General features: G+C 37.3%; 20 protein-coding genes. 8 read left to right on the plus strand and 12 right to left on the minus strand.

Annotated features, from left to right (window positions below; translation table 11 throughout):
- Positions 1-294 precede the first annotated feature (294 nt).
- Positions 295-459, minus strand: coding sequence for a hypothetical protein (locus ACTQ5K_RS09170; protein WP_155986770.1), 165 nt, complete (start codon positions 457-459; stop codon positions 295-297).
- 58 nt (positions 460-517) lie between these two features.
- Positions 518-1,546 carry an IS1595 family transposase gene (locus tag ACTQ5K_RS09175; RefSeq protein ID WP_031538861.1) on the minus strand — a complete coding sequence of 343 codons (1,029 nt, stop codon included), beginning with the start codon at positions 1,544-1,546 and terminating at the stop codon, positions 518-520.
- Positions 1,547-1,778: 232 nt separating this feature from the next.
- On the opposite strand from ACTQ5K_RS09175, the gene ACTQ5K_RS09180 reads away from it, so the two are divergent.
- Positions 1,779-2,693, plus strand: coding sequence for an AraC family transcriptional regulator (locus tag ACTQ5K_RS09180; RefSeq protein WP_081836688.1), 915 nt, complete (start codon positions 1,779-1,781; stop codon positions 2,691-2,693).
- Positions 2,694-2,749: 56 nt separating this feature from the next.
- On the opposite strand, the gene ACTQ5K_RS09185 is transcribed toward ACTQ5K_RS09180, so the two are convergent.
- Complete coding sequence (locus ACTQ5K_RS09185) at positions 2,750-4,579, minus strand: hypothetical protein (RefSeq protein ID WP_031538859.1); 1,830 nt, start codon at positions 4,577-4,579, stop codon at positions 2,750-2,752.
- A gap of 168 nt (positions 4,580-4,747) precedes the next feature.
- Positions 4,748-5,857 (minus strand): GntR family transcriptional regulator, encoded by a 1,110-nt coding sequence (locus tag ACTQ5K_RS09190; RefSeq protein WP_031538857.1) that lies wholly within the window; start codon positions 5,855-5,857, stop codon positions 4,748-4,750.
- A 345-nt stretch (positions 5,858-6,202) separates the two neighbouring features.
- Between ACTQ5K_RS09190 and ACTQ5K_RS09195 the strand changes: the two genes are divergently transcribed.
- From ACTQ5K_RS09195 to araA, 3 genes are read left to right on the plus strand one after another with little or no spacing between them, the layout of a single operon-like run.
- A complete protein-coding gene (locus ACTQ5K_RS09195; RefSeq protein WP_031538855.1) occupies positions 6,203-7,816 on the plus strand; it encodes a xylulokinase in 1,614 nt (537 codons plus the stop codon).
- Between the two features lie 17 nt (positions 7,817-7,833).
- Positions 7,834-8,529, plus strand: a complete 696-nt coding sequence (locus tag ACTQ5K_RS09200) for an L-ribulose-5-phosphate 4-epimerase (RefSeq protein WP_031538854.1) — start codon at positions 7,834-7,836, stop codon at positions 8,527-8,529.
- A gap of 46 nt (positions 8,530-8,575) precedes the next feature.
- A complete protein-coding gene (gene araA / locus ACTQ5K_RS09205) occupies positions 8,576-9,994 on the plus strand; it encodes an L-arabinose isomerase (protein WP_031538853.1) in 1,419 nt (472 codons plus the stop codon).
- Between the two features lie 109 nt (positions 9,995-10,103).
- Here araA and ACTQ5K_RS09210 read toward each other — a convergent pair whose 3' ends face one another.
- Positions 10,104-10,277 carry a hypothetical protein gene (locus tag ACTQ5K_RS09210; RefSeq protein WP_154708645.1) on the minus strand — a complete coding sequence of 58 codons (174 nt, stop codon included), beginning with the start codon at positions 10,275-10,277 and terminating at the stop codon, positions 10,104-10,106.
- Positions 10,278-10,493: 216 nt separating this feature from the next.
- Positions 10,494-10,775: a hypothetical protein gene (locus tag ACTQ5K_RS09215; protein ID WP_031538852.1), complete on the minus strand. Its 282-nt coding sequence runs from the start codon at positions 10,773-10,775 to the stop codon at positions 10,494-10,496.
- 288 nt (positions 10,776-11,063) lie between these two features.
- Here ACTQ5K_RS09215 and ACTQ5K_RS09220 point away from each other — a divergent pair, with 288 nt between their 5' ends.
- Positions 11,064-11,954 carry an EamA family transporter gene (locus ACTQ5K_RS09220; RefSeq protein ID WP_109768557.1) on the plus strand — a complete coding sequence of 297 codons (891 nt, stop codon included), beginning with the start codon at positions 11,064-11,066 and terminating at the stop codon, positions 11,952-11,954.
- A 40-nt stretch (positions 11,955-11,994) separates the two neighbouring features.
- Here the strand turns inward: ACTQ5K_RS09220 and ACTQ5K_RS09225 are convergent, their stop codons facing one another.
- Positions 11,995-14,052 carry a hypothetical protein gene (locus tag ACTQ5K_RS09225; protein ID WP_251629041.1) on the minus strand — a complete coding sequence of 686 codons (2,058 nt, stop codon included), beginning with the start codon at positions 14,050-14,052 and terminating at the stop codon, positions 11,995-11,997.
- Positions 14,053-14,202: 150 nt separating this feature from the next.
- On the opposite strand from ACTQ5K_RS09225, the gene ACTQ5K_RS09230 reads away from it, so the two are divergent.
- Both ACTQ5K_RS09230 and ACTQ5K_RS09235 read left to right on the plus strand, forming a co-directional pair.
- Complete coding sequence (locus ACTQ5K_RS09230; RefSeq protein WP_035416599.1) at positions 14,203-14,415, plus strand: hypothetical protein; 213 nt, start codon at positions 14,203-14,205, stop codon at positions 14,413-14,415.
- Positions 14,415-14,612 carry a YwbE family protein gene (locus ACTQ5K_RS09235; protein ID WP_031538847.1) on the plus strand — a complete coding sequence of 66 codons (198 nt, stop codon included), beginning with the start codon at positions 14,415-14,417 and terminating at the stop codon, positions 14,610-14,612. Before ACTQ5K_RS09230 ends, ACTQ5K_RS09235 begins: the two co-directional genes overlap by 1 nt.
- A gap of 128 nt (positions 14,613-14,740) precedes the next feature.
- Here the strand turns inward: ACTQ5K_RS09235 and ACTQ5K_RS09240 are convergent, their stop codons facing one another.
- A complete protein-coding gene (locus ACTQ5K_RS09240) occupies positions 14,741-15,919 on the minus strand; it encodes a hypothetical protein (protein WP_048716817.1) in 1,179 nt (392 codons plus the stop codon).
- A gap of 257 nt (positions 15,920-16,176) precedes the next feature.
- Here ACTQ5K_RS09240 and ACTQ5K_RS09245 point away from each other — a divergent pair, with 257 nt between their 5' ends.
- Positions 16,177-17,523, plus strand: coding sequence for an FAD-dependent monooxygenase (locus ACTQ5K_RS09245; RefSeq protein WP_441993826.1), 1,347 nt, complete (start codon positions 16,177-16,179; stop codon positions 17,521-17,523).
- Positions 17,524-17,639: 116 nt separating this feature from the next.
- Here the strand turns inward: ACTQ5K_RS09245 and ACTQ5K_RS09250 are convergent, their stop codons facing one another.
- The 4 genes from ACTQ5K_RS09250 to ACTQ5K_RS09265 all read right to left on the minus strand — a co-directional run bounded on the left by ACTQ5K_RS09250 (position 17,640) and on the right by ACTQ5K_RS09265 (position 23,584).
- Complete coding sequence (locus ACTQ5K_RS09250; RefSeq protein WP_031538844.1) at positions 17,640-20,006, minus strand: immune inhibitor A domain-containing protein; 2,367 nt, start codon at positions 20,004-20,006, stop codon at positions 17,640-17,642.
- 486 nt (positions 20,007-20,492) lie between these two features.
- Complete coding sequence (locus ACTQ5K_RS09255; RefSeq protein ID WP_031538843.1) at positions 20,493-21,311, minus strand: carbohydrate ABC transporter permease; 819 nt, start codon at positions 21,309-21,311, stop codon at positions 20,493-20,495.
- A 20-nt stretch (positions 21,312-21,331) separates the two neighbouring features.
- Entirely contained in the window at positions 21,332-22,249 is a 918-nt protein-coding gene (locus ACTQ5K_RS09260; RefSeq protein WP_048716840.1) for a carbohydrate ABC transporter permease, read from the minus strand.
- A gap of 60 nt (positions 22,250-22,309) precedes the next feature.
- Positions 22,310-23,584, minus strand: coding sequence for an extracellular solute-binding protein (locus ACTQ5K_RS09265; RefSeq protein ID WP_048716851.1), 1,275 nt, complete (start codon positions 23,582-23,584; stop codon positions 22,310-22,312).
- Between the last annotated feature and the right edge of the window lie 9 nt (positions 23,585-23,593).

Here is a 23,593-nt window from a genome sequence, read left to right on the forward strand (position 1 = left end):
CCAAACGATATATGGAAAATGGGAAAAGACCACGGAAAAATCAAAGAAAGAGCATCGACCGAAAAGAAAAATACCCACAAAATTAGTAACAGAAACCGTGCGTCAGAACATGCCATACTTAAATCAAGCGATTGGAAAACCCATTCACTTTGCCTTACAGGGATTAAAAGGTTTTTAAAAAAGGCTCTGTTAAATTTTAATGTTGATTTTTAGGAGAAAAGTTCGGGAAACCACTTCTCACTGGTTTCCCGAACTATTAAGGGCGAAAAAACTCTTTATTTGCGGAGATAATAATCACTTACGAAGCATTTTATAAAAAATATAAATAACACCAAATACTAAAAAGGAATAAGCAATCACAAGTGACTGTTCAATCTCTAAAAAACTTCTTCCCTTTGCCATAAATAGGAGTATTATTCCACAAATAATCATTACAATTCCGATTAAATACCTTTGCATTAAATGACCTCCAATTTCATAAGGGATTAATAAAATATTTTGCCCTAACAAATGGAAACTACACAGTAAATTTTGACTGTCGCAAACTGTCATATGTGTCTGTCATCTCAAATACAAATGATGTTAATAGGAATTCTTTTATATGTTGATTTGTACTTTCGTTACTACGACTATCAACAAATAAAAACCAAGCAAGGTAATTGTCAAGATACTTTGTAGCCACACCTTTAAAACGGTCTATCCATTGTTTTAAGCGAGAATGAAGACCGTTGACATTTTGGATGTGATATAAGCCCTTAATAACGTGTTTGCCACCGTCTGATTTAATACGGTAATGCTCTAAACCTTTTTCTTTTGCATAGGTTTTGTAAGCCCTCCAAGCATCGGTTACAATTACGTTTTCTTTGGATAGTTTAGAACCAATCAAGGTATCGACTTTCGGTTTTACAATACGCCCCATACAAGCAACTTTGGAGATGGTTGCTTTTGTTCGGTCTCTGGCAACGAGGACACAAACTTGTTCGTGGCTGATTCCTCTGTGCTTGGATTTTCCACCACGTTTACGAGGTTTACGGTCAGTAATGCCACGTTGTCCCTTTTGAGAGTATAGGAAATAGGTCTCGTCAATTTCAACGATACCTTCAAAATGTTCAACATCCAATTGCTTTAAAGCGTTTAACAGTTTGTGTCTCCAATAAAAAAGCGTAACCCAAGTAACCCCTACGATTTCAGCGGACTTTCGGAGGGAATAACCTTTGAACATACAATCAACAAATGTAATCCATTCGTTTCCTTTTCGGGTACGGTACAAGACGGTATTGGTTGTATCAGTAAAGGTTTTGCTACAAGCCTTACAACGATAACGTTGGCGACCATTGTACTTTCCGAATCGAACAACGTGTTCCGATGTACAATGAGGGCATTCAAAACCTTCTTTGAAGCGAGTTTCTCTCATTTCATTGATTAAACGACCACCTGCGGAGGAAGAAGGTTCAACATAGCGTTTAACCCATTGATAAACTTGTTCTTTTTGAGTGTGTGGCAATTTATCAATATGCTTTAATAAGTTGCTAAACGCTTTGCTCACCTTGAAAACCTCCTCGAATGTTCGTTCTTGTGTTAATTATATCAAGTTTTTTGACAGGTATCAAATATCAACATTTGCCTTTAACAGAGCCTTAAAAAAAGAAAAAAACGAAATTTTGATGAAAGAAAATATTTAGAAAGCGGATACAAAATTAAAAGTTTTATTTTATAAAAAGGGAGCTAAAAAAACTCCCACAAAAACTTGACTCAATCTTCCTATCAGTGTTCCATTAATGTATTTTAAATGTGGACAATTTGTTAGTAATGCCGGATGGAAGCATAAACCTATGTGTTTAAATGGCGATTATGAACTCATTTTAGGTCTACAGGATACGATTTATTTAGAAATAGATAATACTAGATTAGAGGTAAAACCTGGGGATGTATTATTAATTCCTCCTGCTATTCACTATCAAGGATTTGCAGCTTCAAAGGAGAATGCAAGCTTTTACTGGATGCACTTTTTCCCCCGAAAAGATGTAAATAAAATGAGTAAAGCTCAATTATCACATTATTTATTCACTCAAGATATTCATCCAACAAATGATGTGCTAAATAGTTCTGTTTTTCTACCATCTTATTTTCATTTGAAGCAATCCACAAAGGCTTTAATTCTTATGAAACAAATATTGGATATTTCTCATAGTAATTATTATAGTACCTATGCTGTTGATTATTTGGTTACCTCTTTGCTACTGGAACTGACGAATCAATACACACAGCTGTTACTTCAATCCCATCATCAGGACAGTGAATCCTCTCAAAAATTCACACAGATTCTTGAATGGGTTCGAGTCAATATTTATAAAGATTTAACGGTAAAAGAAATTGCTGAGAAATTTTCTTTTAATCCAGACCATTTGACGAGAATGTTTAAAAAGAAGATAGGGATGAGCACAATCAAGTATATTAATACTTTAAAAATAAACAAAGCGAAAGAAATGCTATGTATTACCAATAAAACCATAAAAGAAATCGCATACGAGCTCCACTTTATCGACGAGAAATACTTTATGAAGCTATTTAAAAGCTATGAAGGAATGACTCCAACTCAATACAGAGATGCCTATACCCGAATCTATCTTAATAATAAATTTGTTGATCCTGAAATTCCTCTTCCCCATCACTTAAAGCATTTAGAGGGATAGGAAAGAAAAAAATAGAGGGACGGTTGTGGTAAAGCATGTCCCGTCCCTCCACTTCCCTACTTCAACAACTGCTTAGCTAATTTCCGTTCTTCTTTTTCTTTTGTAGTAGTGGTGATCATTTTAAGGTTTTGTTGTATTTCTGGTTGATGTCTAAAAGTTGATGACCATGCTGTCAAGACACTTAACGCATGCAGGCGCAAGTCTTCATTTGCAGATTCGAGTGCTACTTGTACTAATGGTACTCCAACACCCTCGAAATCATGTAAATCTAGTATAATACATTCGAGACATTTCTCTTCTTCTATTGATAAGCTTGAAAAAGAGAAATGAGATTGTGCAAAGGCACAAAGATCCTTAATAGACTGTAGCTCTCTTGTATCCATTATAGCCAAAAATAACATACTGTTTGTTGGTTCCTTCTTCAGCCATTCAAATAGTAGAGACGTGATGTCCAATTGATAGAATCGAGCAATCTCAATCGAACGGAAATCAATTTCCTCACTCTCTTGCAAAGCAGCTAGTGCAAGCTTTGACCATTTAGGATTAGTAATATAGACCTCTACCGCTTCTTGAAGTGCTTTACGTTCATGTTGTTTCCATTGTTCGTTAAATCGCTCTTCCCAAATTTCTTCATCCTCATTTAGAAATTCACTAATTTTGATAATCGGGTAGAAATCCTCCAAGGTTTCACAATGCGTTTGTGCATGGTAAAGGAAACGAGACAATACAGCACTAGCATACGGATAGTGATCCATGCCGTCTGGGTTTGAGTCATCTAATAATCCCTCTATCATTATGGCTGCTCCAGTATATAGTTCCTTCGAAATACTCTTCTCATAGAGCGCCACATCTAACTCTCCCTTTGTAGCACAACGGAGGGCAATAAAATCATGAAATTTTCTATTTTCACAACCTTTTGTTAGTAACCAATATTTCATTTCAGGAGTTTTGGCTTCCACTAGCTCAATTGCTGTCATTTTTCCCACCCCTTGAACTGACTGCACTAGTTTCCATATTTGATCATTTACTCTCTTCCCCCCACTTCTTATAGCAAAAATGGCATATGACGTAAATTCATCGTGCAAGCCTATTGTATATAGAAGCTCTTGGTGTTCTTCACAATTAGTAAAGCCGAGTACAAGGATTGCAAATTTAACAACATCTCTATGTGCCGCATGCTCAAGAAGCCATAACGCCTCTTGCTTTAGCGCCTGCTCATCAACTTCAAGTTGTCCTAATTCCCGAATGACCTCTTCTCGATAAATGGCCAAATGGTCAAAAATAATTTGTTCATATGTCGCTTTTCTTGCTTTTACAGTTGGATTTTCCAGTTGCTCTTTAAAGAGTTTCATGAGCTTGCTCACAAAAAATGGTGTCTTCGGTTCCTTGATAATCAGATCAAAAAGGCCAGGATCTAATCTTGGCTTATTTGTACCAAAAAAGTAGTCATCATCTGGTAAGTGTCCATCTACTATTCTATTATGTTCTTGGACCTGCTTTTGGATAAAAGGAATGATTTTGTCTTTATGCTCCCAAGGCAGAAATTCCAGCCTTTGCGATTCATTCATAATAGTCTCGTTATCGATTTTAATGATACAGTTAAGGCTTATATATCCACCAATTTTGACAGAAACTTTTTGCCTTTTTCCATTCTCCAAAGTAAGAATCCCTGATAAACTTACGTAAGGAAGAAGATGTGAAAAGATAGATTTCCGTTTATTCACAGCAACTGTTACTCCATCAATGATAAGATATTCCTCTTTCATTTTATTTACAACTTCAATACAATGTCCTTTATAATCAACGGTCCAAGTCTTATGAACCTCTTTTTCCATATCCTTTTTCAAGTTTTGCATATCATATTCAAATCCATCTCTGAACCCCATGCTGACCTCCCATTTCTTCTTTTTATGTTAAAAATGGTTAGTATAGTATATTCATCCTTTTTCTACTATATCTATCTTTCTATCTATTAAATACTATCTTTCTCTTATAGAAAAGACCTTTAAGCAAAATAAGAAAATTAATAAGAAAAAAGGACGCTTCTTGTGACCTCACAAGAGTCGTCCCTCTGCTTCTGCTTTTAAATCTTTAACCGTTTCTCCTTCTATTATTTGCGGTTGATAGTAATTTTCGTTTTGCACGTCCTTTTTCCCTTGGATTTTTTTAATGATCCAATCAGCTGCATCGTGTCCCATTTGTTCTTGGGGATGTGTTAATGTGGTGAGTTTAATGTTTGCATTTTTGGCAATATAAGAATTATCCTGCCCAATAATAGATAGTTTTTCTGGAATCGAGATAGTAAGTTGTCTGCATACATTTACAACCTCTAATGCAACTTCATCGTTATAGCATACAATAGCAGTCATATTTTCTAAATTTTCATCTAAGAACGTCTTCAAGTTTCTATTTAAATCTAACTTAGTCTCCGTAGTATAAGAAAAAACATGCTCTGCCTGAAATCGCAGTTTGGCTTCTCCCAAGGCTTTTATATATCCTTTCATACGAAACTTCCCTTGTAAATCATCCATTTTTGCTATAAGCCCTATCTGGGTGTGTCCTTTTGAAATTAATTCGTTTGTAGCGAGATAGCTAGATTGCACATCATCTAAACAAAAGAAGGGAACCTCTAACTCTTCGTAATAAGCATTGACCATTATAAATGGAACCTCTTGTTCTTTAAAGGATAAATAGTAAGCAATATTAGGGTTGTATAAATTACTTTTCGTCGGCTCTACAATTAATCCATCTACACCAAAGGATAGCATCATTTCTAATGCTTTCTTTTCTTGCTCCACATCATTATTGGTACTAGCTAATAATAACGAATAATCTTCTACATTTAATCTCCCTTCAATCCCGCGGATAATTGACGGAAAAATGTAATCAGAAATATAGGTTGTTATAACACCAATTGTTTTACTATTAGATTTCCCGCTCGTTTTTGACTGATATTGATTACTAACATAAGTACCAGATCCTTTTTCGCTTCTCAGGTATCCATCATTCGCCAATTCTAGAATCGCCTTTCGAACAGTATGACGGCTCACTTGGTACTTTTCTTGCAGGCTTGATTCAGTAGGAATTTGTTCTCCAACACGATAGTCCCCAGAAAGAATTTTACTTTTTATTTCATCAATGATGATTTGATACTTTAATTTCATTTAACGCACTTCCTTCAATGTTGTTATCCATTCAAATTTGATAATCACGATATTTGTATGGTCATATTCTAGCATATGTATGAATAAAATAAAATAACACCTATCAAACCAGACAAATTACATACAAATATCAACATCATCTTTTACTATTATTTTATTGGTTATCGAATCAGTTCTTGTTAAAAAATTAATAGAAACATCAATCGTGTTCTTTGGCATTTGTGTGTACATTTATACTTTTAATTGACATAAGTACGTACATATATTAAGGTGAATATGTACTAATGAAACAAATGAATCTCCATTCGATTACAATTGATGAAATCGCTATCAAGGAGGGAATATATGAAAACCAATCAAACAAATACAAAACAAGCAATTGTTGAGGGATTAACTTCACTTGGGATTGAATTCGGTTCCACGAGAATTAAGGCAGTCTTAATTGATCATAACTTTGAAACCATCGCATCTGGAAGCTATGAGTGGGAAAATCTTTTAGAAGATGGATTTTGGACGTACAACCTAGTCGATATTATCAACGGTCTCCAAACAGCTTATAGTGAAATGAAGCAAGAGGTTGAACGCAACTATGGTGTCACCATACGAACGGTTGGTTCTATTGGATTTTCTGCGATGATGCATGGATATATGGCCTTTGATAACACTGGCGAACTACTTGTACCCTTTCGGACATGGCGCAATACTACAACTAGCGTTGCCGCAAAAAAATTAACAGATGCCTTTCAATTCAATATTCCAGAACGATGGAGCATCGCCCATCTTTACCAAGCAATATTGAATGATGAACAGCATATTCCACGAATCGAGCATATTACCACTTTAGCTGGCTATATCCACTGGCTATTGACTGGCGAAAAGGCACTTGGCATTGGGGACGCTTCAGGAATGTTCCCAATAAATGAAGCATCACAGGATTACAACCAAGCTATGATTGAACAGTTTGAAGCATTAATTGCTGCGAAAGAATACCCTTGGAAGCTAAAAGACATTCTTCCTAAAGTTGCAACCGCAGGGGAACAAGCAGGTGTATTAACAGAGGTAGGGGCAAAAATTCTCGATCGATCTCGTAATTTACAGCCAGGGATTCCATTATGTCCCCCTGAAGGCGATGCGGGAACAGGGATGGTCGCAACAAACAGTGTGAGAAAACGCACTGGAAACGTCTCTGTCGGAACTTCTGTTTTCGCAATGATTGTTCTAGAAAAAGAGCTTTCAAAGGTTTATCCAGAAATCGACTTAGTAACAACGCCAGATGGCAGCCCAGTTGCAATGGTTCATGCAAACAACTGTACAAGTGATCTAAATGCATGGATGCGATTATTCCGTGAATCTTTAGAGGCGATGGGCCAAAAGGTTGATATGAATAAATTATTTGAAGCTTTATTGAGTACTGCTTTGGAAGCGGATCCAGATGGTGGTGGACTACTAAGCTATGGTTATTATTCAGGTGAGAATATTACAGGTTTAGAAAGCGGGCGCCCTCTCTTTGTCCGGTCACCAGAAAGTACATTTAATTTAGCGAACTTTATGCGCACACATCTCTTCTCTGCATTTGGTGCATTGAAAATTGGCATGGATATTTTAACGAAACAAGAAGATGTGGCAATCGATAGCATTTTAGGTCATGGTGGTTTATTTAAAACCCCTGTTGTCGGTCAAAAAATTGTTGCCGCTGCCATGAATACTCCCGTTTCCATAATGGCAACTGCAGGAGAAGGCGGAGCGTGGGGAATGGCTATTCTTGCTTCTTACATGAGGAACAAAGATGAAAATGATAGTTTAGAAGACTTCCTCGACAAGCAAGTATTTAAAGAGGTTGATAAGCAAGAAATGTATCCAGATCGCTTTGACGTAGAAGGATTTGAAGCATTTATTGCCCGTTATAAAAAAGGGTTAGCTATTGAGAAAGTAGCCGTCGAAAATATGATTCACGAGTAAGGAGATGAAGATTTAACATGTTAGAACAGCTAAAAGAAGAAGTATTTTATGCAAATTTAGAATTGCCTAAGCATGGGCTTGTGAAATATACATGGGGTAACGCTAGTGCCATTGATCGTGAAAGTGGTTTATTTGTTATCAAACCGAGTGGCATTAACTATGAAACAATGAAACCAAGCGATATGGTTGTTATTGATTTAGATGGGAATGTAGTAGAAGGAGACTTTAGACCTTCATCCGACACAGCTACTCACGCAGTACTTTATAAGCATTATCAAGAAATCGGAGGCATTGTGCATACTCATTCTACTTGGGCAACAATATGGGCTCAAGCAGGGCTGGACCTCCCGGCATTGGGCACCACTCATGCAGACACCTTTTATGGGTCTGTTCCATGCGCTCGCTATTTAACCCAAGAAGAAATCGATCGTAGCTACGAAGCGGAAACTGGTAACGTAATCATCGAAACCTTCAAAGAGCGTGGATTAGATATTTTAGCTATTCCTGGAGTATTGCTGCATGGACATGGTCCTTTCACATGGGGCAAAGACGTGCATTCTGCTGTCATGAATAGCGTCGTGTTAGATGAGGTTGCAAAAATGAATTTATTTACACGAGAATTAAATCGTTTTTCAGAAGAATTACCTCAACGAATCTTAGATAAACACTATTTACGCAAACATGGCAAAAATGCCTATTACGGTCAAAAGTAAAATAACTTAAACTACTAAACTAATAAATGGAAAAGAGGGAAATAGAATGTCAACTAATAAAATATTTTGGTTTGTTGTCGGTTCACAACATCTATATGGAGAAGAAGCGTTAGGAGAAGTAAAAGCAAATGCCCAAAGAATGACTGATGCTTTAAATGAAAGCGGAGTCTTGCCTTACCCACTCGTTCTACAGGATTTAGCCGTTAGCTCAGATAAAATCACAAGCATTATGAAAGAAGTCAACTACCGAGATGAAGTCGCAGGTGTCATCACTTGGATGCATACTTTCTCTCCTGCGAAAATGTGGATTCGCGGAACAAAACTATTACAAAAACCATTACTTCACTTAGCAACACAATACAATGAAAGTATCCCTTGGGCAACCATTGATATGGACTTTATGAATCTAAACCAAGCAGCTCATGGTGACCGTGAATATGGTTTTATCAACGCTCGTTTAAACAAACAAAATAAAGTGGTTGTCGGCTACTGGCAGCGAGCACTTGTTCAACAACAAATAGCTGATTGGATGGATGTTGCAGTAGCTTATAATGAAAGCTTTAATATTAAGGTTGCTCGTTTTGGAGATAACATGCGTAATGTTGGTGTTACAGATGGAGATAAGATAGAAGCTCAAATACAATTCGGATGGACAGTAGACTATTTTGCCATCGGTGACCTTGTTCAATACGTGAACGCTGTTACAGAAGATGAGATAAATGATCTATTTGCCGAATATGAAACACTTTATGAATTTGATTATGGCACATACAGTAAGGAAGAATGGGAATCTAGTGTAAAAGTCCAAGCAAGCTACGAAATTGCGATTAAGCGCTTCCTTGATGACGGTGGATACAACGCCTTCACTACGAACTTCGAAGATTTATATGGCATGAAACAACTTCCAGGTCTTGCCGTTCAACGTTTAATGGCACAAGGTTACGGCTTTGCTGGTGAAGGAGATTGGAAGACTGCTGCTCTTGATCGTTTATTAAAAGTAATGAGTCATAACCAATCAACAGGATTTATGGAAGATTACACATACGAATTAGCCGAGGGACAAGAAGCCGTTCTTCAATCTCATATGCTTGAAGTAGACCCAACTTTAGCAAGCAACAAACCAAAGATTATTGTTTCTCCATTAGGTATTGGCAATCGTGAAGACCCAGCTCGTCTAGTATTTGATGGAAAAGCTGGTGATGGGGTAGTTGTTTCCATGGCAGACTTTGGTACCCATTTCAAACTTTTAATTAATGAAGTTACTGCATTTGAGCCAAACATACCAGCACCAAACCTACCAGTAGCTCGCGTTCTATGGGACATTAAACCAAATTTCCAAGATGGTGTTAAAGCTTGGATCGAAAATGGCGGCGGTCACCATACAGTAGTATCCTTAAATTTGACAACAGACCAAATTATTTCCTATGCAAAACTAGTTGATTTAGACTATGTTGTCATTAAATAATGGGACATGGGGACAGGCCCCCTTGTCCCACTTTATAAAATAAAAGGAACGGTTCTTATGAGTTGAATAATCTCAAAAAGAACCGTTCCTCTGTTTCTCCTTCATTATATCAACCCATTCCTCCTGGTCCACCGCTGGAATTAACGCGATTGTAATGGACAACTTCTCCTAATTTTTCTGCTTGTTTGTTTTCATCAGGGGTCGTCATGCCAGATTTCTTTTCGAAATATAACACTAACCCTACCACTATGGCTATTGGTGCAAATAACAATAAGAATATCATTGTAACACCTCCGAAATCATCTTAGTATATATATACGCTTTTGGCTTTCCATTAGTTTCATTTATTTGTATAGATATACTTTTCCGTCTATTGGAGACATGATTCCCCCAAACTAGCCCATGCTGTAAATACACCCAAGGAATGCAGGAGATCCCTCCCATCCTGTCAAATTATAACTGGACAATCTAAGTATGATTGATCTTTAGTAACTTCTTATTAGCTTATTACTTTTAGAAGATGATGGATGTCTTCTGTTGAATTTGCGTAAAAATCGGCGTGATTATTGGATCTTATCGTGAAATAAACATTATGCAATTTCCCAGCGTAGCCGTAAGTTAATAGATTTGCGCATTGATGAGGATTTAGCTGTATTTGGATTGTAATCGCATTTGAATGATAATGCCCTTTGGAATCAAAGCCTGTCTCCTGAATGGAATTTACTTGTGCATTTTTATCAAAACTGTCGATGGCGGAAAACGTTTGATTATTGGTATACATTTCGTTTTATCTTCCCTTCTTTCTTTTATAGCTTTATCTTACTCTAGTTGTATGTAAAACGCTTAACATTGTTTACTATTTCACATATTTTTCATAATCTCCATACAAAGGAATGGAAAAAGAACCCCTTTGACAACTAGCATAGTTGTTTTTATAATAAAGGACGAAATGAATAATAAAACCTTATTTTTAGGACGTGGATTTTTCTAGAGGAAACTCTATTTTCGCCACACAATTGTCTGCAGACCGTTGTGTGGCTATTTTACGTTCACTGGGAGGAAAATCAATTTGAAAAAATGGCATTATGCTTTCATCGTTTTTTTAGGAGGCTGCTGTTATGGAATTCTATCGACCTTTGTTAAACTTGCCTACACAGCTGGTTTTTCGGCGGCAGAGGTAACAGGAGCACAATATTTATTTGGAACCTTAATTACTTGGGGACTTGTTCTGTTTACGAAAACATATAAAGCTACACGTGTGCCAGCTATCAAACTACTATTATCTGGCATCCCCTTTGGTTTAACGGGAATCTTTTATTATGAAGCATTACAGACGATAAATGCATCATTTGCAATTATTTTACTGTTTCAGTTTGTATGGATTGGTACACTTTTTGAAATGATCCTTTATAAGAAAAAGCCTACAAAAGAGAAGGTAATATCGATAATTATTCTTTTGTTCGGCTCTATACTTGCAGGGGGTGTTTCTTTAGAAGGTGGGATGAACATTTCCTGGCAAGGTGCTGGATGGGGCTTACTCTCTGCCTTCACATTTGCGACTTTTATTTTCCTTAGCGGATCAGTTGGGAAAAATACTCCAGCCTTACTTAAGAGTGGTCTTCTATCCATAGGTGGTTTATTCGTTGTTTTTCTAGTGTTTCCACCTGTGTATTTAGTTGATTTACCTACTTTAATAGGGGTTGCACCATATGGATTACTTCTCGGACTTTTCGGGGCAGTTCTACCACCTCTTCTCTATTCGATTGGAATGCCAAAGGTTGGTCCAGGACTCGGCACCATCTTAACAGCATCTGAGCTTCCGGTAGCTGTCTCCATGTCCGCGCTAGTTTTAGGAGAACCTGTTGGTGCATTACAATGGACTGGAGTTGTTCTTATATTAGGGGGAATTGCGTTTAGTAACGTTCAGCTTTCAAGAGCTAAAATGATGGTGGAATATTAATAAAGAATTCGAAGGGACGGTTCCTGTGAGTCAAATAAGCTCACAAGAATCGTCCCTTTTCCTGCCTTAAAAATTGATGGGTATAGCCTTCTTTATGAAAAGCCAACCATCCTAAATTATTCTTCATATCAATCAACGAACTATTTGGTAAAACTTCATGGGCAATAATTTCCTTCCATAGATAAGGAGAGTTTGCTTCCTTTTCATGAATGACATAATCATGTCCGCAATACCGGGACAGCTTCTGCTCCTTTGCCCGACTTTGTCTAAACTGGAGAATGCTTTTTAAAGCAAACCCCGATAATCCATCAAAAGACTGATTTTTTATGGGGCTACTTGTGATTTGATGTAGGCTTCGGTTCTTTTCTTGCTGAAAATAGACTTCTGCTTGAATAGAAGAGGCCATATGTGCATCTCCAGATAAGATAATACACATACTTGGATTCCATGCCGCTATTTGTTGATGGAAAAAGAAAAAGCCTCTTCCGTTGAATTTCCACCATTCCAAATCTAAGCTTCGCTGCAGTGATGGCAAGATATTAGTAAGAGGCAGGATATAATTTTTCAAAAAAGATTCAATCATATGAACGCCGTATAATGGAGTAGCAGAAATAATTACTAATGGCGTATGAGAATGCCAGCCGCTCGCAAATAATAAATCCGATAAATGCCTCCATTCATTTTTGCGAATTAAATTTGGTCCATTTGTCCGCTGTTTAAGCACATTTCCGACAACATAAGTTTGTTCCGCTGGATAGGCTCGTTGGGTTCTGGTATCTAATACAAGGCTTCGTGGATTGGTTGGTGCAACATAGCTCCAACCACGAAAGGATAATAGTGTGTATAGCCACTCTTCATATGCTGGGGTATTCGCTTTTAGCTTTTTCGTATAATTGCTTATTTTTGGAATGAATGACTCTGGAAAAGCAGCCGGATCATTTCCCCAGCCTTGAAAAGCCCAATAGGCAGTTAAAGCATTGGCAATAACATGATTTCCGAGCGGTGAACTAGCCACTTTTTCCTGCCATTCCTTTGTAATATTCCAGTCATCTGTTACATCATGATCATCAAATATCATATAAGTAGGGATATTCGCCAATAAACGGCGTACATTTGGCAGACATTGCTGGAACATTTCCGTTTCCTTTTGCTGTTCAGTGTATTCTTTTTTTAATGTACTTATTTTTCTTTCATTTACTTTATCCTTCGCTTTCTCTCCTTCCAGATAAATCTGATTATCTTTTAAATAGTCATCAAATCCCTTTAGATACTCCATCCTTCTTGCCAGCTCCCAAATTTCAGGATTCCAGCTCATGACGTACATAGCTGCGTACTCTCCAAGTGCCAAAAGGTGATTTGCAGCATTTCGCGAAGTAAATTGGCAGTATTTATTGATAATTTCTTGTCTCCCATTTATTTGATTGATGGCTGTTTGGAGTGCTTTGTTTTTAAGGTCCTTACATAATTCCCTCCATGGTTCTTCCTTCCCTATTAGCTGCTTACCCAATAAGGATAAAAAGGGCGCTATTGGCGCTGGGACATCATCTGCATATATTTGATCGCCTGTTAGAAAAAGAGCACTTGGCCTTTTCTCCAAATGAAAATAGGACTCCTGCAGTTTTTCATCCCCCAAACATAATGCATCTTCTCCAATTCCATGCAGCTTGCGACAGGATCCATATAATATATTTCGTTCATCTGTTTCTGGAATAAAAAATGTGGGATAGTGTAGGGTTCCATAGCAAATAGATGCTGGATTATTGGGGGATAATAATTCGAAATCACTTAAATCATACGTATCGATACCTTTTTTAAATTCCATATTGTATCCTATCAAGGTTTGAGTGGGAAACCTTTCTGATTGTGGCTGGATTTTAATCAAATAGATATATAAATGTTTCCCTAACCGAACAATTTGTGTATCAGCTTTACTTGCAATTGGCTGATAATCATATTCTTCTGTCTCTTGATTGCGTTGAATGGCATAAAGATTTGCGTTTAATCGATATTTCTCACTTAATGCAATCCACAGATAGGCGCAAGTTTCCTCCACTCTGCGCACCATTGGGCCAGACAAAATTAACGGCAGATTCATCATTACCACCATCCATTTCAGTTCTCTTACATCCTATTCAGAAAAAGGAGGGGATATGAGGGGACAAGGGGTCAGGTTCCTTGTCCCACTCACCTGATTGAAGTATATCCCGTCCTTTGTTATGATGGGGAGAGGAACCTTATTTCAATAATAATGGAGGAAACTTCCGTGAACGATAAGCAGACAAATGAGCAAGAAGGAAAAAAGAAAATTAGCTTACAAGAAGCAATGAAGCAACAGTTAGCAAATAAAATGCAGCAAGGACAAGGCGAAAAAGCAAGCTTGAGCGGCAATCAGAAAACGAAGAAAATGAAAAGCCAGCTAACGAAAAAACCAAATAATCAAAGAAAACGCATGGGTGTGTAATGAACGGGCAAAATAGAAAAGACATCACTCCAGGCGTTCACGTTGAAATTGTCCTAAAACAAGACCAAAGAACCGGGAAGCGAACAGCAGGCATTGTAAAAGATATATTAACAAAGTCAGCCTCCCATCCACATGGAATTAAAGTTCGTTTAGAAGATGGACAAGTAGGACGAGTGCAGTTGATTAAAAAGGGATAAAAAAGAACAATCACGTTTTAAGATTTTTATAACGTGATTGTCCTTTTTCTTTTATGGGGCTTAACCTTTTTAGCTTACTTGCAGAATTAATGATGAGAAAATATCTCTTTTTCTTGTCCTGTAAGAAATTAATCTCTCAATTCAACCGAGTAATACCGTTCAGCTGGTTCATCTGTATTTTTCTCAAAAAACAATTTATATTCTCCTAAATCATAATATAGGTAATATCCACTACTTACTTCACTATAATCCTGACTAGTTGGTTTTCCTAAGTATTCGATAATTTCATCCCCCGTTAGAAAAATGGGAAGGTAATAGGAATTTATTGGAGAATCTGAATACTCTTCATAATCATAAGGAACGCCAAATCCAGCTTGATAATCATCATAATAGATAAGATAGCCTCCTTCTGTTGATACTCTCCAGTCAGGCTGTCCAATTTGATCTTCTATAAGAGAACCAATTGGATCATGTAGGGATATATCAATACCTGCAATCATTCCATTTTTTGCATTTGGCAAAAAGTCCGAATGCCTTATCTTTTCATTATTTAACAATGCAGCAGATTGATCTAATTCAACTGCTTCTGCAGAATCTAATTCGCCCGCTTCAGATTCACTAGATTCCAAAACGTCATCATAATGATCCTCTTCCTTTACTTCCTCTAACGGTCCCTCATCCCAATCATTTACACCATATAAATCAAATCCTGTGATTTTAGAAACTACAACATGATAATTTGGAAACTCTCCCTCTTCTTCTTCCCCAAAAAAGTCCGTAATACTATTTGATATCATAATCATCGCATAGCCTTGTTCCTCTGTTAAACGATAGTAATAGATTTCTTTATAATCGGTTGTTGTATAACGGAGGGCATCGTTTTTTCTCTCTTTTTCCTCATGATCTTCATCTAAAAATGAGCTGTCTGTCGGAAGTAGTTTCTCTCCCAAACTACGAATTTCCTCCTTCGCTCCTTCTATATAAAAATTCATAGCTTCTATTTTTTCTTTCTGGTCATAGTTTATGTATATCGTTTCTCTTTCTTCCTTTAACAGCAAAAAATCCTTCTGACCATTTGATTCATATATTGGTTCACCATACAAAGAATAGGCTACTTGTATATCCTCCCCAAGCTTCGGATACTCTAGCTCTAGTAATAAGGACACTTCATCTTTACCTAAAATCTCCTTACTCTTTTCTACTGGTGCAGAAATATTCAGATATATAACATCAAGCTTCCACAATATAACTAACGTTAGCAGCACCGTTAATACTACTATATTCATAATGATTAAAATCTTTTTCACTGTTCCCCTCACTACTTTCTATATCTTTTGTACTGCTATTAGTCTATCATATATGGAAGAAAGTTGAAAAAACACATTTGTTTTTAACTAGTTGTTCTTTTAATTAAAGAAGGAACCGTCCTTCTGCTTGCTTCTATTTCATAAAAGCAATGTTATCGTTTAATAGAATGATGACTGCTCTCAATTTACTAGAAGATTGGAATCCGATAAAAGAAGCATTACATATGCTGAAATCAGATAGAAAGAAGGAAATGTGGATGACAGAGACAAACAAGGCAATTATCATCGGAGGAGGCATTGCTGGGAAGCTTGCAGCCAGAGTGTTATCAGACAAATTTAAAGAGGTAATTATCCTAGAAAAGGACCAAAAAAGTATGGATCCAACACCACGAAAAGGTGCAAGACAGGGAGAACATCTGCATGCCCTTCTTCACGCTGGACAATATGGAATGGAGGAACTTTTTCCGGGTATTACAGAAAAATTCTACAGCAGTGGTGCTATCAAGATTAATTCCACAATGGATTTATCATGGTATCATCATGGCGGATGGAAGCTACGTTATGACGGAGGATATACAACGACCCTCCAAACTCGCCCACATCTTGAATACCATATTGAGCAATACATAGAGCAGATTCCTAATATTACATCCAAATACCAAGTAACTGTTAAAAACTTTTTATATCAAACAGACGAGTCCAGAATCAATGGAGTTGAAATACAATTACCAAACAAAAAAACCGAACAAATCTATGCTGATCTCATTGTGGATACTAGTGGTGCAACCAGCTTAACATCCACTTGGCTGCATAAAAAAGGAATCACAATTCCCCAAGAAAAAGTAGAAATCGGTTTAACGTATGTAAGTCAAAAATTCAATCTTCCTGAAGATCCCAAGAGAGACTGGAAAATAAAATTAATCTATCCTAATCCTCCCCAGGAAAAAGTGGGCGGAACGATTTCAAAAGTAGAAGGTGATCAATATATTGTTACGATGATAGGCTATCTTAACGCTATTTCCGAAAAAGAAATTATAAAAAAAGATGATGGATTTTTAGAGCTTGCAAAAAAATTACCTAAACTAGATATCTATCATGAGCTGCTCCATGCAACACCCTTAACTAACCCCTCTATTTACCGGGTTCCACAGATTAAGTGGAAACGAATAGACAAGGTAAAAGCATTTCCAAGTGGGCTTTTGCTAATGGGGGATACGATTTGCAGAATTGATCCTGTCTTTGGTCAGGGCATGAGTATTGCTGTATTAGAAGCACTAGCGCTGCAGAAAATACTTCAAGAGCAGAAGGGTTCCTTGCAGGAAACCATTACCGCTTTTCATAATAAGGTTGCAAAGATTATTGCCCCGATTTGGAAGATGGTTATTACCGAGGATTTCCGCTATCCCGATATCATAGGAAAGAAACCAATAGAGTTAAAGATTCAACAATGGTATGCCAAGCAAATTTACCTATTGTCTACGGAAAAACGGGATATCTATGATCATTTTATAAAAGTCATGAATTTAGTAGAACCCATTAGCTTCTTAATGAAGCCACGGATTTTAGGTAGTGTATTAAGATTAAGGCGCATTTTTGTGAAATAGGATGAAGAATCGTTCCCCTGTTTCCCTCCAAATTAATAAAGAAGCAAAAGAACTAGCCTTTGCTTCTTTACTCTACTTATTTAGAGCTGGAACAAGGAACCTGCCCCCTTGTCCTACTATTTAAATAATAAAATCTTACCTACCGTACCGTCATTGCTTTCGCCAACTACGCGAATTTTCAATCCAGTAGTAGGGATGTTACGCCCTGCTTCTAGGTTTCCTGGATTGCTGTAATCTGCGCTGTCATCAAAGAGTGGAGTTCTCTTTGTAAAGTTATCTTTCAATGTTGTGCCGTTAATAGCGGAATAATCTAAAAGCATTTTGCTTGATTTACCTAAGCTAAAGGCTGCATCGTTTAATTGATAACGTGTAGTTCCAACCACTCCATCACTCCAGTAATTAGTATGCTGATCAGCATCGACTACTCCTAAATAACCATCTCCAGGATGAATTCCTGTCCAGTTATCTCCATATGCTTCATCTACGTACCAAACAACAAGACCTGGATCGTAGCTCATTAAGCTAGCACCGCGGCGAATATGAGAAAGGCCTGCATCTACTCCATTGTGGGATCTCCATTCTAATAGATAATAATGTTTAGAATAGAATTTACCTTCATCCTTCTTAAATCCATCCAAAGTAAAGACAGAGTCACCTTCTGCATCATCTATTACTACTTCTGCACCATCAACTGTTACCTTAATATCATCTACATAGAATCCAGAATTAGCTACAGCTACGTCTGTCCAATAATTAAATTCTACTTCCACCTTTTGTCCAGCATATGCGCTTAAATCAAAGGATGCATCCACCCATTCTCCATTTGTGCTTCCTGTAATACCATTACCTGGGTTTTGAGCATTTGGATTTTCCGTTGTTGTAATGTTCCCTTTAATGGACGTTCCATTTACTTTTACAGATGCATAATCCCAATCTGCTTCAATATCATACCAAGTTTTAAACGTTAACTCTGCACTTGTTGCATTCGTTAGGTCTAATGTAGTTTTCATGGAATTATCCAAATTATTTCCACTGCCACCAAAATACTCATATTGACCACTTGCTGGTATGTTTACATCGGTTGTTTTATCCGGAAGATTAATACGAACAGCATCATTATTTGTTCCTTTTGTTACTGCTTCGTCTAATAAAAGCTCTGTTCCTTTGCTTGTAATATCTTCCACATTTAAGGTTGGACCACTTAACCAATTACCTCCATGTGCTCCTTGCAAATATTCCTTTGCATAAGCACTGAATCCACTTGGTTCTGTTCCAGGAACATCACCAGCCCAGCTTCCACTTGCCATAATCGACCAATAAGCTACTGCTTCACCGCCACCACTATATTGCGTATCATACTCGTCAGGCAAACCTAAATCATGGCCGAATTCATGAGCAAATACACCAGCTGCTCCATCTTCGGGTTCAATTGTATAGTCATACGCACCAAGTAAACCACCAAAACGATCACTATTAGAAGTTCCACCAGGTACAGCAACTAGGTTTCCTAGATTCCAGCGATGGGACCAAATAGCATCTCCTCCCAATGCACCACCACCTGCTTCTTCACCAACACCTGCATGGATAACCATTAAATGATCGATGATACCATCTGGCTCATTATAAACACCATCACCATCATAATCATCACGATCCCATACATCGTATTCGCTTAAATTTACATTAGGGTCTTGTCCAGCCTTTGTTAATGCTTCATATACTAGCTCACGAGGACGTGCATCACTATCATCTGGTCCAGGATAATTCCCTCCATAATAAGCTGCTTCATGATCAGCTGTATACCAGCCAGCAACTTCCCCTTCTACCGTATAGCTTCCGCCAGATTGCTCTTCATAAAATTGTTTCATCGAGACAAGGTTTTCGCCATTCGGACCTTCATAGCCATCTTCTCCAAAAATCATATTTTGGAAATGGTCATGTGTGTAGTCTTCATAGAACATATCTGTTTCCTCTTTGGTAATTGAGCTTTTTTCATAATCCGGGAAATCTATTGCTAAAACAAGCACTTTATCTTCACGAACTTCCCCGTTATATGCTTCTTCTTCTACTGAATCAACCTTATTTTTCTTTGCCTGCCCTAATTTATTTCCCTTGCCTTTTTGAAGACTAGTAGATGCTTCTTTTTCGCCCTTTGTTTCTAATTCAGCTAAGGCTTTTGGCAATTTATCCTTTGTTTCCTTTTTGACCCCTTCCGCTTTACCCTTTAAATATTTTTGCAGAGCTTCTTCTGCTTCATTTTGGCTTGCATTTTTTGCTAATTTTCCTTCTTTTTTCAGCATCTCAATGATTCGCTCATCATTAGCAATGCCTAAATCAATCGGGGCCCCTCCATAATTGGAGGCAACTTCCTTATAAACTGCTTCTGCAGCAGCCTTCTCAGGAGGCCCATATAATCCTAGTGAGAGGGTACTTATTCCAAGTACCGCTGCCAATGCTGTTTTTTTAAGCTTCTTCTTAACCACTAATAAATCCCCCTCTAGCAAGTATGTAATTATTACAAGATTCAATATTCTAAATTAATATTCAATTATCCTTTTTATTTTTTTAAAATAGTACTTTTATATCAGAAAATTTTCTGTTTTTAAAATTTTCTCTTTCGATTACCTATAAACATTTCAACTTCCTTACTAGATTGATTGTTTTCCATTCATTTTCTTAGAAACTATTCTTAAATAAGTTCATTCACTTCATAAATTAGACTATTTCTTTTCTAACGGGTAAACTTATTTTGTGTCTCAAACTATATGAAAATATTAATGTGAAGAGGAGTTACTATAGTGATAAAGAAGTTATTGTTGAAGGGGGTGTGAATTTTGTACAGGAAAGAAAACTTGCTATAACCTAAAAAAAACGTAAACTCGAGTCGTTTACGTTTTTCTTCTCAATCGTCATTCCCCTCCTCGATACCAGCGTGGGACAAGGAACCTGACCCCATGTCCCAACCAACCTCACTTCAACCCCGTCAGCGTAATTCCCTTTATAATATGGCGTTGGAAGATCAAGAAGACGATGATGAGTGGAACGACGGCTATCGTTGCGCCTGCCATGACGATTTCCCAATAGGTTTGGTTTTCGCCGGAGAAAAAGGCAAGTCCGACAGGCAGTGTTCGCATTTCTTCTGTTTCGATGACGATAAGGGGCCATAGATAGGCATTCCAGTTTCCTAGGAAAGTGAAAATACAAAGTGCTGATAAGGCTGGATAAACCTGTGGGATGGCGATTTGAAAGAAAATCTTGAATTCATTTAATCCATCGATTCTTGCTGCATCAAGCAAATCATCTGGGATAGATTCCATAAACTGCTTCATCAGAAAAATGCCAAAAGCTGATATGACGCCTGGAAACATAATTCCCCAGTAAGTATCGACCCAGCCTAAATCGGTAGACATGATATACCAAGGAATAATTAGCATTTCGGTCGGAATCATAAGAGAGCTTAGGATGAATAAAAAGATAATATTTTTCCCAACAAACGAAAATTTAGCGATAACATAGCCAACAAGAGTGTCAAATAAAGCAACACTTAAGGTAGTAATAATTGCAACGATAAAACTATTAAAAAACCATTTATTAAATAGCGTATCTACCATGATTTTTCGATAATTGTCTAAAGTAGGATGGTCAGCAAGCAGCTTTAGTCCATATACTTCAGATGGCGGTTTAAAGGATGTTGATACCATCCAAATAAATGGAAACAACATAAAAATTGCACCCACGGTTAGTAGAATATAGACAATCGATTTTTTAAAGTACCTTCTTTTTTTCAAGTCTTCACCCCCACACCTTTCTAGTATTCAAATTTCTTCGTTAATACCTTCATTTGAATAATGGTTATGATTAAAATAATAATAAATAACAGAACGGTTGCCGCAGAAGCTAGGCCCATATCAAAGTGCTGGAATGCTAATTCGTAAATATAAAGCACAACCGATATCGTTGAATTCAGTGGTCCACCCTGTGTCATATTTTGGACCTGTGTAAAGGTTTGTAAGAAGCTAATACTTCCAATGACAGCGGAAAATACGATTGTCGGATTTAATAAGGGCAAAGTAATATGAATAAATTTATTCCAGCTATTCGCCCCATCTATTTCTGCTGCTTCATAGAACATTTTCGGAATATTTTCAAGGCCAGCTAAGAAGATAATCATCTGGAAGCCTAAGCCTTGCCATATCATTGTTAAGATAATAATATAAATCGCCTGATCCGGTGATTTTAGAAAAAGCTGGGCCTCAAAGCCCCATTTCATCAGGATATCATTCACAATCCCGTTGTTCATTAGAATCCATTTGAAAACCCAGCTTACGGCAACAATGCTTGTCACATAAGGAATAAAGTATATCGCTCGGAACACACCGACAAATTTATTGATTCTTTGCAGCAGTAAAGCTACCCCTATCCCGCACAGCAACTGCCCAATGACACCAAATACAACATAGATGAACGTATTTACTAGTGCTTTTCGAAAAATTTCATCTTTAAAAAGAGTCATATAATTATCCATTCCAACAAATGGTTTTTCCTCCGAAAGAATATCCCATTCCCGGAATCCTATATTAAAGGTATAAAGTGTTGGCAAAAATCGAATCGAAATAAAAAAGAGAAGAGGAATAAGCAAGCAAGTATACACAAATATATATTTTTGCTGTTTTAACGTGAATCTAGCAGTCTTTTTTTTGACAATAGAATCGTTCTTACTAGTCATGGAGCCCCCTCCTTTCTGAATAAAGAAAGACGAAATTCGCCTTTCTTTATCCCATCAGATTTACTTTTTACTCCAATAGTCATCGTAAAGCTTCTGTGATTTAGCCGCAAATTCATTATAAGCATCCTCAATAGAAACCCCATTTAGCAATACTTCATTCACCGCATCAATAACATACTGTCTCTGCGCGGTTTCGTCGACATAGAATTGTGCATTCGCATAAGGAAGCTGTTCAATAAATGGACCATATAGCGGATCATTTACGTATTTATCTTGTGTTGCTACCGCTTCTTTTGCTGGCAGTTCCCCTACCTCATCAATCCAGCGTTCCATCACTTCATCACTTGTTAAAAACGCTAAGAATTTTTTCGATGCTTCTAATTTTTCCCCTTCTACTTTTGCAGTAATGCCATTTGCCCAGAATGATGATTGGGTTGCTTTCTCTTTATAGGATGGCAGTGGCGCAACTCCATAATTTAAATCAGGTGCATCTGTAGCCAATGTTCCCAGACGGAAGGAGCCATCAATATTCATCGCTGCATTGCCTGTTTTAAATGCTGTTACATCATCTGTATAAAATCCGCTTTCCCCAACCTTATGCTTGGATCCAAATTCCACTAAATACGTAAATGCTTCTAACCCAGCAGGAGTATCATCCCAAAGAATTTGCTTCCGATCCTCACTTAATCCTTGACCACCAGCCTGATAAACTAAGGCATCATAAAACCAGTTGTTCAACTGAGCTCCTATTTCGTATGCCATCCCTTCTGTTACTAACTTTCCATTTTCTCTGACTGTCAGCTTTTTCGCATAATCTACTAATTCATCCCATGTTTCTGGTGGACTGTTCGAATCTAAGCCTGCTTTTTCGAAAAGATCTTTGTTATAAAAAAGCGCCAGTGTACGAACAGCCGTTGGAATTGCCCAATACTTATCATCCAATTTCGCTGCATTTACTAAGGAGAAGTATTCACTTTCAATTTGATCTACCGGGAATGTATCTTCCGGAAGAGGCTGTAAATAACCTGAATCAATGTATTTCGGAAGCCAGCCATAATATAAATTAATGACATCTGGACCTCTTCCAGCTGGAACTAATGTAGCCACTTTTTCATTGTATTGCTCATAAGGGAAGGTTGTTTGCTTTACTTTGATACCTGGATTTGCTTCTTCAAATTCTTTAATAAGCTCATCCATTAAATCAACTTTAGCCTTATAGGCATATTGCCAGTATTCAATGGTTACTGTATCCCCTTCTTCTCCCCCAGATTCCTTTCCTTTTGAACAGCCAACAACTACCATTAACACTATGAGAAAAAGAAAAACACCTAACATTTTTTTCAA

It is taken from the genome of Niallia sp. Sow4_A1 (genome assembly GCF_052116745.1).
Classification (GTDB): domain Bacteria; phylum Bacillota; class Bacilli; order Bacillales; family Cytobacillaceae; genus Niallia; species Niallia hominis.